Here is a 14,307-nt window from a genome sequence, read left to right on the forward strand (position 1 = left end):
TGCGGGTGGGGATACTACGGTCTTCGCGCCCTGCTGTCTAGTGCTTTTTTTAAGAAAATGCGCGTTTGGTTATGCTTTGCGCATCATGCTGCTTATCTGTCCGCTTTCGGTCCTGACACGTGTCTGTTGAGTCCGAATACCTTATATACCAGCGAAACTAACGCCAAAAAGACCATTCCGACAAACAACGACATACGCGTATCTTCGTTAAAGCCCATGCCGATAAGAACGCACGCCAGGAACGCCATCGTTAAGTAGTTCGCCCATGGGAAAAGCACGGAGCGGAACGGATGCGAAGCGATAGCCTGGCGATGCACGTGGCGAAAACGCAACTGGCTAATAAGAATAACGAACCATGGCACCATGCCCGGCAGCACGCTGGCGCTGTAGACGTACACAAAAACCCGCTGCGGGTTAGGAATGATGTAGTTCAGGCAGGAACCGATCAACAGAATAACGATAGACAGCGTCACGCCAGCCACCGGCACGCCGCTTTTCGATACTTTCGCCATCCCCTGCGGCAGTTGACGGTTTTTCGCCAGCGCGTAAAGCATGCGTCCGCAGCTGTACATACCGCTATTGCAGCCGGAAAGCGCCGCCGTCAGCACCACAAAATTGATAATGCCCGCCGCCGCGGTAATGCCTATCTTCGCGAAAGTCAGCACGAAAGGACTACCGTTGCTGCCGATTTCATCCCACGGGAAAATCGTCACGATAACGAAAATCGCGCCTACGTAGAAAATCAGAATGCGCCAGAGCACTTTACCTACCGCGCTGCGCAGCGTGACCTGCGGGTTTTTCGCCTCGCCTGCGGTAATACCGATAAGCTCAACGCCCTGGTAAGAAGCCACGACGATACACAGCGCGGTCAGGAAACCTTTCCAGCCGCCGGCAAAGAAGCCGCCATGCGCCGTGAGGTTAGAGAAGCCAGTCGCGTGGCCGCTATTGCCAAAGCCGAAGAAAATCACACCCAGGCCGACGACAATCATCACGATAATGGTGGTGACTTTAATCATCGCAAACCAGAACTCAATTTCACCATACAGCCGAACGGCGGCAAGGTTCGCCAGCGCGACCAGCCCTACGGCCAGCAAGGCGGGCAGCCACTGCGGCAGTTCAGGGAACCAGTACTGAACATACACGCCGATGGCGGTGATTTCCGATATTCCCACCGCCATCCACATAAACCAGTAAGACCAGGCGGTGAGATAGCCAAAGAAAGGGCTCATGTAGCGGTGCGCGTAAACCGCGAACGACCCCGCCACCGGCTCAAGGAATAACATCTCACCCATCGAGCGCATGATGAAAAAGACAAACAGCCCGGCGATGATATAGGCCAGCAGCACTGACGGGCCCGCCCATTTCAGGGTGCTCGCCGCGCCCATAAACAGGCCGACCCCAATCGTGCCGCCAAGCGCGATAAGTTCAATATGTCGAGCTTCCAGCCCACGCTGTAGCTCCGCTTTTTTCTCTGCCATAAATCCTCAGTTGTGTTTGCATCCGTTCCGGGTTGACCGGTTATTGTGATGTAGCCATCTCCGTTGCCGCTGCTGGCGACAGATTCATCAAACCGATAATGAATCATGAACGCCACGTGCGGGCGCATGTTTTAACAATTTTCAGGAAATGGCAAACGATGCTTCAGAAAAATGCGGATTCTGGATAATAAAGCAGCGGATTGTGAGGGAAACGCAGCGCGGTCGGCGCGCTGCGCAAATATTAAAGACGTCCGGTGTAGTGCCAGCTAAGGTAGCGCAGCAGCCGAAGCTGGCGTTTAAGACGGCTTGGCTGGGAAAGCAGACGATAAAGCCACTCCAGGCCAAGGTTCTGCCAGCCTTTCGGGGCGCGCTTTACGTGGCCTGTAAAAACATCATAGGTGCCGCCTACCCCCATATAAAGGGCGTCCGGATGCACAACCCGGCAGTCTCGCATAAAAATCTCCTGGCGCGGCGAACCCATGGCGACAGTAACAATCTGCGCGCCACTGTCGCGGATGCGATCAAACAGCGCCTGACGGGCCTGCGGCGTAAAATAGCCATCCTGGCTGCCGACAATGTTCACCTTCCAGAGCTGGCGCAGCTTTGTTTCAGTCTGCGCCAGCACGTCAGGCTTGCCGCCGACTAAAAAAACCGGCGTCCCCGCCTCGCCCGCGCGCGCCATTAACGCTTCCCAGAGGTCAGCCCCGGCCACCCGTGAAACCTGCGCGTCGGGATATTTCTTACGCACCGAGCGCACCACGCTAATGCCATCGGCATATTTAAACTCCGCCGACTCAATAAGGTTGCGTACTTCCGCATCCGCCTCCAGCGCCAGCATTTTCTCCGCGTTAATCGCCACCAGCGTCCCCTTTTTCAGCGCGCCGTCAGCATAGAGATAGTCGAGGGCGTGCGGCATATCGCGCCACCCCAGCAGGGGCAAACCGCGCAGGGTATAAATGGGAGCAGAACTCTTTTCCGTCATAACATTCCTTAGTTAACGCTCAGGTTGGCGAAAGCGGCCCTGCGGAACGACGCAGTCGGCCATGAACCAGCCCGGCGCTCTCAAGCAGCCAGTAAAGCAGCTTTGCCATTAACAAACAGGCGGAGAAGACCACCAGGAAGAACACCACACGAGAAGCGAACGCGTCTAATCCTTCGCGCGCCAGCACTATCATGTTGAAGATGGCGCCGAAGCAAAAGCTATGGATGACGGCCGCCTTGTAGCGGTTCGCCTCGCGATTGCCGCGCTCGTAAAGCCAGTCAAACCATTTGATGATAAGCCCGACGGCCACCGCGCCAAGCGGAATAAACCAAACGCCGCCCATAATGACCAGCGAGCCGATTAACGTGGGCGAAATGGCCAGCCCCGAATGGTTGTTGAGGACTTCCCAGGTAAAGTAATTCGCCGTATTCAGGACAATATGCGGACGATCCGGCCAAAGCCAGGAAGGAATAAAAACATAGAAGTCCCGCACAATCGGAGCAAGCCCCTGAAAGTCGATATGGCTGTAGTTTTGCAGCAATAGCGCGAAGTTTTCCCAGGGCGAGAACGTGTCGCGAGTCAGATAGAGGAAGGTGTAAAACGCTTCATCGCCGCTGACGTTCAGGCCATAGCGCTTTAGCGCCAGCCAGAACATGCCGACTATGCCAAACACGCCCGCCGCCGCCAGCATCCAGAGCGAAATCCAGCCCCGGATAATACCGATGAAGAGAAAAATGGCGAAAGCGATAATGATATTGGCGCGCGTTCCGCCCACGATCATATAAGTCAGCAGGCCAAAGGCGACGGTACTGACGAGAAAAAAGAGCCACGCGCGGCTATCCTGGCGCAGGAAATAGACCACCAGCATGGCCGGAATGAAGAAATAGAAGAAGCGCTTAAGCGCCACGCCCGATACTTCGCTGGAAAAAATCTGGCTGTAGGACTGTAAACGAAACAGCAGAAAACCGTTGTGCAGGAAGAAAATGCCCACGCTGACCAACGCCACCGCCATCAGGATTACCCACATCAAATGGGTTTCTACCCGGTTCATGGTAAAGAGGCCGGGTCCAGTGGTCGTCTGGCCTCGTGGGCGCAGCCGGGTTTTATAGGTAACGTAGTAAACCCCGTAAAAGCATCCCGCCGCCAGCAGCGCCTGCAGCAAGATTTCCGGCGGCACCACCGCCACGTTAAAGCGAAACACCAGTAAACTGGTCAACGGGAAGCCGAAGAAAAAGGTCAGCAGAAAAAGCAGTGAAAAGAAAACGTTGAAGTTAAACCGCACGCGGCGGAATTCAAACCAGGTCAACGTCCCAATAAACAGCGTGGCGAGGAGCCAGACGATAAACAGACCGCTGAATTGCAACACGCTCATGCCACTTCTCCTGAAGCGATACGCAGCGCCTGATGCCAGCCCGCGAGATAGTTAGGTTTAAAAAAAGCGATACGGGATTTATCTACCGCCTGTAACTGACGCTGCGCTTCGCGCACCACCGCTTCATTAAGCATATCACCCGTGAAGAGCACTGGCAGATCTTGTTCCACCATATCCTGCCAGAAGGGGTTGTCCCGGCTGAGCACGCAGGGAACGCCTGCCTGGATCAGCAGGCAGAGCGTACCGATACCCTGCTGGCGGGCAAAAATAAAATAACCCAGGTCGCACTCACGCAGCAGCGCGAGGTAATCGTCGAACGCCATCTTATCGCGCAGCACCTGCAGATTTTCAGCGCTAAACAGCGCCCTGCCCGCCTGGCTTATTTCATCAATATAAGCCTCGTTGTTTGCCGGGTATCCCATCGGGACAATAACGCGCACGGTATCGCCAAACTGCTGGTGCACCGCTTTTAACGCTGCGGCATGTTCATTACTGCGATCGCCTGAGTTACCGACCAGCACCGTGAGTTTGCCTGCACGAACCGGCGGAGCGATACCGTTAAGAGCCGGGTCCATGCGCGTCGGGAAATAAAGCAGCTCGCCCGCTACATTCGGGTGACGCTGCTGAAACCAGCTTAAATCGCCGCGCGTGGCGAACACCCGTCCGACGCGCCCCTGCGCCAGCCGGCGCAACCGGTAAAAAAGGCGAAACTTCAGGCTGCGGGAGACTTCATAGAGATCGGCGCCCCAGATATGCCAGCTGAACTGTGAAGGCTTCAGCCCGCCGGTCAGCAACGCCATCCAAAGCGCGGCATTAAATTGTCCGTGAAAAAAGAATCGTTGCTGCCGGTCGGCGCGGGCCATGGCGACGACCGCTTTCGCCAGCGCTTTTTTAGTAGGAAACAGACGGACCCTGAGTGAAGGAAAAGCCTGCGCCAGCTGCGCATCGGAGGAGACGACCATAAAGTCACGCGCCTGCGGATGCGCTGGCGCCAGCTCATCATTGAAAAATCGCAGTACCGTCTGGTTATGATGGGGAATATCGGACCCCAGAATGTGCATCAATGCTGTCATGCCTGCCTACGCCACAGTAAAAATACGCCACAACAGAGGGCGAAATAGACAATATAGGTAGCCATATAGGCCTGAGCCGCACCCGCTGCGCCGTACGCCGGGATAAGCCAGTGTGAAAAGCCGGTTAATAAAGCAAACTGGCTAATCTCCGTCAAAATATAAAAACGCAGCGACGCTTTCGCGATGACCAGATAGCCAAATACGTAAGCGCCCACTTTCAACACGTCACCTACCAGTTGCCAGGCGAACAGGTCGCGCATGGCGGTAAATTTCGGCGAAAAGAGCAACCAGATCGCCACATCGCGCAGCAGCCAGACGGCAAAACTCGCGGCCGCCACCGCAGGCAACACGAATTTCAGCGATCGTACGATTTCGCGGGTAATCTCTTCTTTTGCCGTCAGGCGCGACAGCGTCGGCAGCAGGTACACGCTAAAGGAAGCGGTGATGAACTGCAGATAGGCATCGGAAATACTGCTTACCCCTTGCCAGATCCCTACTGCTTCCCAGCCGTAATGGGACGCCAGCAGGTTTCGCATCATTACGTAGGCGACTGGCAGCGTCACAGAGGTGATAAGCGCCATCAGGGTGAATTTCCCCAGATGCGCCGCCAGCCCGCTATCCCAGCCGGGTTTCAGATAGCCCGCTGGCAGGTGGCTGCGCTGCTTGAGCATGAATGCGGCGGGGATGACCACCAGCGCAGGCACCAGCGCCAGGCCAAGCAGCGCGCCTTCATAGCCGCCGAAACGGAAGCTGGCGTAATAGGCGATAACGCCGATAAGGCTGCCGACGATCAGCGACAGCGCATTGCCAGCAGCGTCACGGAAGCCCTTAATAATCGCCAGACTCAGGTTAGCCCAGGCGATCCCCATCTGGACGAGCGCCACCAGCCGCACTACGTTCTGGTAGTTATCATGGCCGAACAGGCCGACGCTGATGGGCCGGGCACCTGCTAAAAAGAGCACCGCAAGCAAGGTGGAAAAACCGAGCACCATCGCCGCGGCGGTGCGGGTGACTTTTTGTAGTTCCGCAGGTTCATCGCGATGCTGGGCGACCAGTTTAGTGACGCCATTAAAAATCCCGGCGCCAGCCAACACGCCCAGCACCGTTACCAGCTGGCGGAAGTTACCCGCCTGGCCAACGCCCGCCGGGCCAAAAGCCACCGCCAGCAATTTCACCACCAGTAAACCTGCGCCGATTTTTACCAGTGTGGACGCGGCGGTCCACACCGAAGCTTTAGCCAAAGACATTTCAGCCGAAGTAGCTCAGGAGAGAGGAGATAACCGTGCGCTGGTTTACAGGCGACAGGTTGTAGAAAAGCGGCAAGCGAACCAGGCGTTCGCTTTCCTGCGTGGTATAACGATCTTCACCCTGGAAGTAGCCAAACTTTTCCCCTGCCGGGCTGCTATGCAGAGGAATGTAATGGAATACGGCCAGAATCTCCGCTTCTTTCAGGTAAGCGATAAGCTGGCTGCGGTCGTCAATATCGCGCAGCTTAATGTAAAACATATGCGCGTTATGGCTGCACTCCTGCGGCACCGAAGGCAGCTCAATACGCCCGGCCCTCGCCAGCGGAGCCAGCGCATCATAGTAGGTTTGCCACAGCGTCAGACGCTGCTGGTTAATGCGGTCCGCCGCTTCGAGCTGCGCCCACAGATAAGCCGCCTGCAGGTCGGACATCAAATAGCTGGAGCCGATATCGCGCCAGGTATATTTATCCACCTGTCCACGGAAGAACTGGCTGCGGTTGGTGCCTTTCTCGCGGATGATTTCCGCACGCTCCACTAACGCCGGGTCGTTGATAAGCGTCGCTCCGCCCTCGCCGCCTGCAGTGTAGTTTTTCGTCTCATGGAAGCTGAAGCAACCGACGTGACCGATGGTCCCCAGCGCGCGTCCTTTATAAGTGGACATCACTCCCTGCGCGGCGTCTTCCACCACATACAGATTATGCTTCCTGGCGATAGCCATGATAGCGTCCATTTCACACGCCACCCCCGCGTAATGCACCGGCACGATGGCCCGGGTTTTTTCCGTGATCGCCGCTTCAATCAGGCTCTCGTCGATATTCATCGTATCCGGACGGATATCCACAAACACAATGGTCGCGCCACGCAGTACAAAAGCGTTGGCGGTGGAAACGAAGGTGTAGCTTGGCATGATCACTTCATCGCCCGGCTGAATGTCGAGCAAAATAGCGGCCATTTCCAGCGAGGCGGTGCAGGAAGGCGTCAACAGCACCTTTTTGCTGCCGAAGCGCTGTTCCAGCCACTGCTGGCAGCGACGGGTAAAGCCGCCATCGCCGCATAGCTTGCCGCTGCCCATCGCCGACTGCATGTAATCAATTTCCGTACCCACCACTGGCGGAGCATTAAATGGGATCATTTGTTCACCTGTAGAGCCAGTAAGCGGTGCTTTCCACGTTCGCACCGCTTTGAATATAGCGACGAAGCGCGGCGATATTTCCAACCTGCGTTGCGACACGCAGCGTGGAAAGCCCTCGCGTTGCGCACCACTCTTGCGCCGCCTGCATTAATATCTCACCGATACTGCGCCCTGCCAGCAGACCAATGCGCGCCTCCTGTTCGTTTAACTGCCGTAGCGTAACAAAGCCACGCAACGAACCATCCGGCGCCTGCATTATCAGACAGGCGTGATCGAAAGCGCCTTTTACGGCGTTCTCCACCCACTGCGCATAGAACTGACCGCTTGCGTCCGCCGGATACCAGGGGGCGCGAAAGCGGCTTTGAGCAAAGACGGCAGCGGCGGCGGCGCGCAGCGCCGGAACATCTTCTTCCTGAGCCACGGACAACGCCGTTGATGAAGACGCGGCGGCCACGGGCAAAACCAAATCCACTTCGCCCTCAACCAGCTGAAAACCGAGCTGTTGCAGCGCATCGAGTAAATCCGCGCGTTGCGCCGGAACTTTCGCCTGCACCCGCTGCCATGCGTCCAGCTGTGAAATATCCACCACCGGCGCTTCATCGGCGAAACGCATAATCGCGCTACGCAGACCAAAAAAATGGCTTTCCCAGTCAAGTGGGGCCAGCGTCGCTTTTACCGTCATACTTTTCCTCAAAAGCTCTCAGGGTAATGAGCCCGCAAAAAAGCGCGTGACATTAGCGCCATACGCCTTTGGTATCTATCACCCACTGCTGGGTGATGGTCTCGCCTGCGATAGCCCTGAACTCTTTATGATCAACCAGCATCACCAGCACGTCCGCGCTGCGCAGCGCTTCTTCAAGCGCCACCAGCTGGCATTTTCCGCAGAGCTTATTCGGCAGTTGATGAATATTCGGTTCCACCACCAACGTTTCACCGTTGTGCCAGTCGGCAATCAGCTGGGCTATCTCCATCGCCGGGCTTTCACGCAAGTCGTCAATGTTTGGCTTGAACGCCAGGCCAAAGCAGGCGATTTTCAGTTCAGAGGCGCGCTTGTTGGTTACCGCGAGGCAGTCGGCGACACGTTCCTTCACCTGATGAATAACCCAGTGCGGTTTGCTGTCGTTCACTTCGCGAGCGATACGGATAAGCCGCGCCTGCTGTGGGTTTTGCGCCACAATAAACCACGGGTCCACTGCAATGCAGTGGCCGCCAACGCCCGGGCCAGGTTGCAGAATATTGACGCGGGGATGACGATTGGCGAGGCGGATAAGCTCCCAAACGTTAATGTCTTGCTCGGCGCAAATGAGCGAAAGTTCGTTAGCAAAAGCGATATTGACGTCGCGAAAGCTATTTTCAGTCAGCTTGCACATCTCCGCCGTGCGGGCGTTAGTTAGTACGCACTCGCCTTCAAGGAAAATTTTATAGAGTTCACTGGCGCGCGCTGAACAGGCTGGCGTCATACCACCTATCACGCGGTCATTTTTAATCAGCTCGACCATCACCTGCCCCGGCAGCACGCGCTCAGGACAATAGGCGATATTAACGTCCGCGCTTTCGCCTGCCTGCTGCGGAAAGGTCAGATCGCTGCGCAGCGCGGCAAGCCACTGCGCCATCTGTTCTGTCGCGCCGACTGGCGAGGTAGATTCCAGAATGACCAGCGCTCCTTTTTTTAATACCGGCGCGATAGATTGCGCCGCCGCCTGCACATAAGTCATATCAGGCTCATGTTCGCCTTTGAACGGCGTTGGTACGGCAATCAAGAAAGCATCCGCTTCTTCAGGACGGGTGGTGGCGCGCAGATAGCCTGCCTGCACCGCCGCTTTCACGACCTGATCTAACTCAGGTTCGACGATATGAATTTCACCGCGGTTGATGGTGTTAACGGCGTGCTGGTTGATATCAATACCAATAACCCGCTTTTGTCGTGAAGCAAAAGCCGCCGCAGTTGGCAAACCGATATATCCCAGACCAATCACCGAGATGGTATTAAAACTCATACTGATATCCGATTATTTTTCAGTGCGTGCAGAATCCGCTCACAGGCCTGCCCGTCGCCGTAAGGGTTATGAGCATGGCTCATGGCCAGATACTCATCCTCGTTGTGAAGTAATTTTGTGACTTCGTGGACAATATGGTCGGCATTAGTGCCGACCAAACGAACGGTTCCGGCTCTCACCGCCTCCGGTCGTTCCGTCGTATCGCGCATTACCAGGACCGGCTTGCCAAGCGACGGCGCCTCTTCCTGAATGCCGCCGGAGTCGGTCAAAATCAGCCAGGCGTGATTCATCAGCCAGACAAAGGGGAGATATTCTTGCGGTTCAATAAGCACCACGTTTTCTACATGGCCCAGGATACGTTTCACCGGCTCCAGAACGTTTGGATTCATATGTACTGGATATACAATTTGCACATTCTGATTTCGCGCGGCGATTTCGGCCAGCGCCTTGCAGATTTGCTCAAATCCTTCGCCAAAGCTTTCTCGACGGTGTCCGGTTACCAGAATTAATTTTTTATCACTGTCTAAAAATGAATATTGCTTAGCCAGCGAAACGCGCAGGCTATCATCCGACATCACCCGATCGCGTACGGAAATTAAAGCATCGACGACGGTATTGCCGGTAACAAAAATATGGTTTTCCGGTATACGTTCGTGCAGCAGGTTTTGGCGGGCGTCTTGTGTCGGAGCAAAATGATACATGGCCAAATGGCCTGTCAGGGTGCGGTTTGCCTCTTCCGGCCACGGCGAATAGAGATCCCCGGTACGCAAACCAGCTTCCACATGCCCCACCGGAATGCGCTGGTAAAAGGCAGCCATGCTCGCCGCCATTGTTGTCGTCGTGTCGCCATGCACCAGCACCACGTCAGGCCGGAAAGATTCCAGAATGGGCTTCATGCCTTCAAGGATACGGCAGGTAATTTCCGTAAGTCCCTGGCCCGGTTTCATAATATTTAAATCATAGTCTGGCACAATGGAAAACAGATTCAGAACCTGATCCAGCATTTCACGATGCTGGGCAGTGACGCAGACTCTTGCTTCAAAAAAAGGATCTTTTGCCAGCGCGTGCACCAGCGGCGCCATCTTAATTGCTTCCGGACGCGTGCCAAAAACGGTTAGTACTTTCACAACGTTTCTCTTAAGTTTACCGGTGGAGGCGAGACCGCCTCCACTTAAAGCGCCGTTGTTACTCTGGACGACGACGAGCCAGTGCAACGCCTGCGCCAATCAACACACCCACAGTACCCCACATAATCATCAAAAATGCGCGACGCGGGCTATCGCGCTTGACGGGTTCTTCCGGAGTGCGCAGGTAACGATAGGTTTGAAAACGGGGATCGAGGACGGGGCCAACATTGAGTGTCGCCAGCATAGCCCGGTTTTGATCGTAGTCGATATCATAGGTCGCTCCGACCGCCTGAAGGTTTTCCAGTCTTGCCTGCAACAGCGGACGTCCGAGCATGAAAAGTTCAGAATCGGGCAATTCATCCGGCGGCACTTCCGTTTCACTGCGAGCAATATTGTGCTGCTGCGCGACCCGCAACGCCTGCTCAACGTTATGGACTTTACGGTCGTAAATCGCTTTCGCTACCGCTTCCTGGCGCTTAACCTGCGCTTTCATCTGTATTGTCCGCGCAGCCCAGGCGCCTTTCAGTTCATCATTAAGATGGCTGGCGGCCCGCTGGCTGGCGAAAGCGACATACTGGCGAAGCAGGTTGTTGGCATCCGGTCCGGTTTCCGCAGTCAGCCGAACATTGTCACTAAGATTGCGGGTGATATCCCCGGCGGTGAACTGAATATTGTCGATAAGCTCATCAAGCAGAGCCGCGTCCGCTTTACTGTTTCCTACTTTACGCTGTTTGTAGTAGTCCGTCTGCAACCAGAAATCCCGGCGAGTATCCCACGAAGAGAGTTGCATAATGAACTCCTTGTAAGCGTCATCCATTACAGAAGGCTGAGCGACCGACCCGTTGTCGGTTTTGATATCCAGGTTGCGCAGAAACTGCTGCTGCGAATAGAAGCCGCCTAACATATTCACCGTCGGCCTGTCTGTAATCGCCGTCGCGCTCCACTCTTGCCTGGCGAAGAGGGTATAGACAAAAGCACCGATTGCAAACAGCAACGCAATACCGACAATCCACGCTTTTCCAGTCCAAAGCGTACGGAACAGGCCACGGATATCCAGTTCGTTCTCTGCAACTCTGCCTTGTGCCTCCGGCAATGGTTGTTTCATCGCTTCCCCGCTCTGTTTTATTGAATGGTGGGTTTGTTGTTACTCCGACGCATGCGGCGCTTTACTCGTTTAATAAAGCGCGCCACTTTCCATGCCCGTTTAATACAGTAGCCATAAAGAAAAAAGGCCAGCAAAAAGAGCAACAGCATTACCCATTCAGGTATGAAGTGCGCATATTCTGCCGCTACGCCAATGCCAGCCAAAAGCGCGGCAGCGAGCGTAATCAAGACGAACGCCTGGCGGGAAGTAAAACCTGCGCGCATGATAAGATGATGAATATGCTGCCGGTCCGGCGAAAAAGGGCTCATGCCTTTGCGTAGACGGCGATACATAATGGCGACCATATCCATTAATGGAATGGCGATAATCCACAGGGCGGTAACCGGGCTAATGGGATGCGTTTTACCTTGGGTGGTTTCCAGCAGGATCCAGATAACGGTAAAACCAATCAGCGTACTGCCTGCATCGCCCATAAACACTTTATAGCGACGGCCCAGTACGCCCAGGTTAAGCAGAATGTAAGGCAGGATGGCGGCAATCATCGCAAAACACCACATAGCGAGACTTATCTGTCCATCAAACCAGAGAATGATGCCGATAGCGGCGAATGACACGCAGGAAAGGCCACCAAGCAGCCCGTCAATGCCGTCCACCATATTAAATGCGTTAATGGCGGCCCAGACAGCAAACAGCGTCAGGAAGTAGCCAAAGGGACCCAGCACCATCTCCCATGAGCCAAAAATATAGCCAAGACTGCTGAGGTAAAGACCGCCCACGACCATCATAACAATGCCGATAATCGCCTGAATAGTCGCGCGAATTTTTACGCTGATATCAAACCGATCGTCCAGCGCCCCGACGAGAACGAGGATACCGGCGCAGGTAAGGTAGAGAGATGCGTGGGGAATATAGTAATTTGCGATACCAAATGTAAAACAGATCCCTGCGTAGACAGAAATCCCGCCCACAAGTGGAATTAACCCCTGATGACGCTTACGAAAGTTAGGCTTATCGACCAAACCGATGCGTTTAGCGACTTTTCGAGCGAAGAAAATAAAAACAAAGGTGAACAAAAAAATACTGAGCAGCTCAGTACCAGCGGTTACTAAATTCACAGTATGCGCTCTCTGCAAACGTTAAGTCCGGAGGAAGTATAACCGCGGAGGTTAATCATCAAAAACATATACCACCACTCATCCCTGAACAGACTTTATTATTCATTAAGATAAACATAGCCCAGACTGACTAAGAACAGGCGCATAAATGCCCAAATGCATAACGTATCACGCCGGATATGCTCTCACGGCACGAACGAAAACGCCACGTCGTAACGTGGCGTTCCCCGAGTTTTTAGCGATTACGAGCGCTTCATCATATCAAAGAACTCATCGTTCGTTTTAGTCATCGCCAGCTTATTGATGAGGAATTCCATCGCGTCGATTTCACCCATCGGGTGAATAATTTTGCGAAGGATCCACATCTTCTGCAACTCTTCTTGAGTTGTCAGCAACTCTTCTTTACGGGTGCCGGAGCGGTTGTAATCAATGGCCGGGAATACACGTTTTTCCGCAATCTTACGGGACAGGTGCAATTCCATGTTGCCGGTGCCTTTAAACTCTTCGTAGATAACTTCGTCCATTTTGGAGCCAGTATCAATCAGAGCAGTCGCAATAATGGTCAGGCTGCCGCCCTCTTCCACGTTACGCGCGGCACCGAAGAAACGCTTCGGACGATGCAGGGCGTTCGCGTCAACACCACCGGTCAACACTTTGCCGGATGCCGGCACAACGGTGTTGTAGGCGCGCGCCAGACGGGTAATGGAGTCCAGCAGAATGATAACGTCTTTTTTATGCTCTACCAGACGCTTGGCCTTCTCGATGACCATTTCGGCGACCTGAACATGGCGGGATGCCGGCTCGTCGAAGGTGGAAGCAACCACTTCGCCTTTAACCAGACGCTGCATCTCGGTCACTTCTTCCGGGCGCTCGTCGATAAGCAGCACCATCAGCACGCAATCCGGATGGTTATAAGCGATGCTCTGCGCAATGTTCTGCAGCAGCATGGTTTTACCCGCTTTCGGCGGCGCTACAATCAGACCACGCTGACCGCGGCCAATCGGAGAAGCAAGGTCCAACACGCGAGCGGTTAAATCTTCGGTGGAGCCGTTGCCGCGCTCCATACGCAGACGGGAGTTCGCATGCAGCGGCGTTAAGTTTTCGAACAGGATCTTGTTGCGCGCGTTTTCCGGCTTATCGAAGTTAACCTCGTTCACCTTCAGCAGTGCAAAGTAACGCTCGCCTTCTTTTGGCGGTCGAATCTTACCGGAGATGGTGTCCCCTGTGCGGAGGTTGAAACGGCGGATTTGGCTGGGAGATACGTAGATGTCGTCAGGACCGGCGAGGTAGGAGCTGTCTGCGGAGCGGAGGAAACCGAATCCATCCTGCAATATCTCCAGCACACCGTCGCCAAAAATATCTTCGCCACTCTTCGCGTGCTGTTTCAGGATGGCGAAAATAATGTCCTGTTTGCGCATACGGGCCAGGTTTTCCAGCCCCATATTTTCGCCGAGAGTGATCAGCTCAGAAACCGGCGTATTCTTTAATTCGGTAAGATTCATAATGGTGGGTTCTTAAACTCGGGGTAAATCTCGAACGTATTTGTGAATGGAATGGCAGGATCATCCATGCCTGTTAGTGGCTTTCAACTCATGTCTGTACGCTGTCTGGTCACAGGAAAGAACGCAGAACTGAAACGACGAGACGGATTGAGTGATAGCCCCGGAACAATTCACTTC

The 14,307-nt window shown here is 54.5% G+C and carries 12 protein-coding genes; all 12 read right to left on the reverse strand.

The window, feature by feature from the left end; translation table 11 throughout:
• Positions 1-92: 92 nt before the first annotated feature.
• The 12 genes from MT962_RS21630 to rho all read right to left on the reverse strand — a co-directional run bounded on the left by MT962_RS21630 (position 93) and on the right by rho (position 14,130).
• The gene (locus tag MT962_RS21630; RefSeq protein WP_024559844.1) at positions 93-1,478 is read right to left on the reverse strand and encodes an amino acid permease; all 1,386 of its coding nucleotides are present in this window, start codon (positions 1,476-1,478) and stop codon (positions 93-95) included.
• 241 nt (positions 1,479-1,719) lie between these two features.
• Entirely contained in the window at positions 1,720-2,460 is a 741-nt protein-coding gene (gene wecG, locus MT962_RS21635) for a lipopolysaccharide N-acetylmannosaminouronosyltransferase (protein WP_048888701.1), read from the reverse strand.
• A gap of 19 nt (positions 2,461-2,479) precedes the next feature.
• Positions 2,480-3,832 carry an ECA oligosaccharide polymerase gene (gene wzyE, locus MT962_RS21640; protein ID WP_247366388.1) on the reverse strand — a complete coding sequence of 451 codons (1,353 nt, stop codon included), beginning with the start codon at positions 3,830-3,832 and terminating at the stop codon, positions 2,480-2,482.
• Positions 3,829-4,905 carry a TDP-N-acetylfucosamine:lipid II N-acetylfucosaminyltransferase gene (locus MT962_RS21645; RefSeq protein WP_024559847.1) on the reverse strand — a complete coding sequence of 359 codons (1,077 nt, stop codon included), beginning with the start codon at positions 4,903-4,905 and terminating at the stop codon, positions 3,829-3,831. Before MT962_RS21645 ends, wzyE begins: the two co-directional genes overlap by 4 nt.
• A complete protein-coding gene (gene wzxE / locus MT962_RS21650; protein ID WP_247366389.1) occupies positions 4,902-6,152 on the reverse strand; it encodes a lipid III flippase WzxE in 1,251 nt (416 codons plus the stop codon). The genes MT962_RS21645 and wzxE overlap by 4 nt, the downstream gene beginning before the upstream one ends.
• 1 nt (position 6,153) lies before the next feature.
• Positions 6,154-7,284: a dTDP-4-amino-4,6-dideoxygalactose transaminase gene (gene rffA / locus MT962_RS21655; protein ID WP_024558969.1), complete on the reverse strand. Its 1,131-nt coding sequence runs from the start codon at positions 7,282-7,284 to the stop codon at positions 6,154-6,156.
• A 4-nt stretch (positions 7,285-7,288) separates the two neighbouring features.
• Positions 7,289-7,966 (reverse strand): dTDP-4-amino-4,6-dideoxy-D-galactose acyltransferase, encoded by a 678-nt coding sequence (rffC, locus tag MT962_RS21660; RefSeq protein WP_247366390.1) that lies wholly within the window; start codon positions 7,964-7,966, stop codon positions 7,289-7,291.
• A 52-nt stretch (positions 7,967-8,018) separates the two neighbouring features.
• Positions 8,019-9,281 carry a UDP-N-acetyl-D-mannosamine dehydrogenase gene (gene wecC, locus MT962_RS21665; RefSeq protein WP_247366391.1) on the reverse strand — a complete coding sequence of 421 codons (1,263 nt, stop codon included), beginning with the start codon at positions 9,279-9,281 and terminating at the stop codon, positions 8,019-8,021.
• Positions 9,278-10,408, reverse strand: coding sequence for a UDP-N-acetylglucosamine 2-epimerase (non-hydrolyzing) (gene wecB / locus MT962_RS21670; RefSeq protein ID WP_024558972.1), 1,131 nt, complete (start codon positions 10,406-10,408; stop codon positions 9,278-9,280). Before wecB ends, wecC begins: the two co-directional genes overlap by 4 nt.
• 58 nt (positions 10,409-10,466) lie before the next feature.
• Positions 10,467-11,513 carry an ECA polysaccharide chain length modulation protein gene (wzzE, locus tag MT962_RS21675; RefSeq protein ID WP_024558973.1) on the reverse strand — a complete coding sequence of 349 codons (1,047 nt, stop codon included), beginning with the start codon at positions 11,511-11,513 and terminating at the stop codon, positions 10,467-10,469.
• Between the two features lie 17 nt (positions 11,514-11,530).
• Complete coding sequence (gene wecA, locus MT962_RS21680) at positions 11,531-12,628, reverse strand: UDP-N-acetylglucosamine--undecaprenyl-phosphate N-acetylglucosaminephosphotransferase (RefSeq protein WP_024559851.1); 1,098 nt, start codon at positions 12,626-12,628, stop codon at positions 11,531-11,533.
• A gap of 242 nt (positions 12,629-12,870) precedes the next feature.
• Entirely contained in the window at positions 12,871-14,130 is a 1,260-nt protein-coding gene (gene rho / locus MT962_RS21685) for a transcription termination factor Rho (RefSeq protein WP_004386383.1), read from the reverse strand.
• Positions 14,131-14,307 lie beyond the last annotated feature (177 nt).

The organism is Franconibacter sp. IITDAS19 (genome assembly GCF_023079515.1).
In the GTDB taxonomy this organism is placed as follows: Bacteria; Pseudomonadota; Gammaproteobacteria; order Enterobacterales; family Enterobacteriaceae; genus Franconibacter; species Franconibacter pulveris.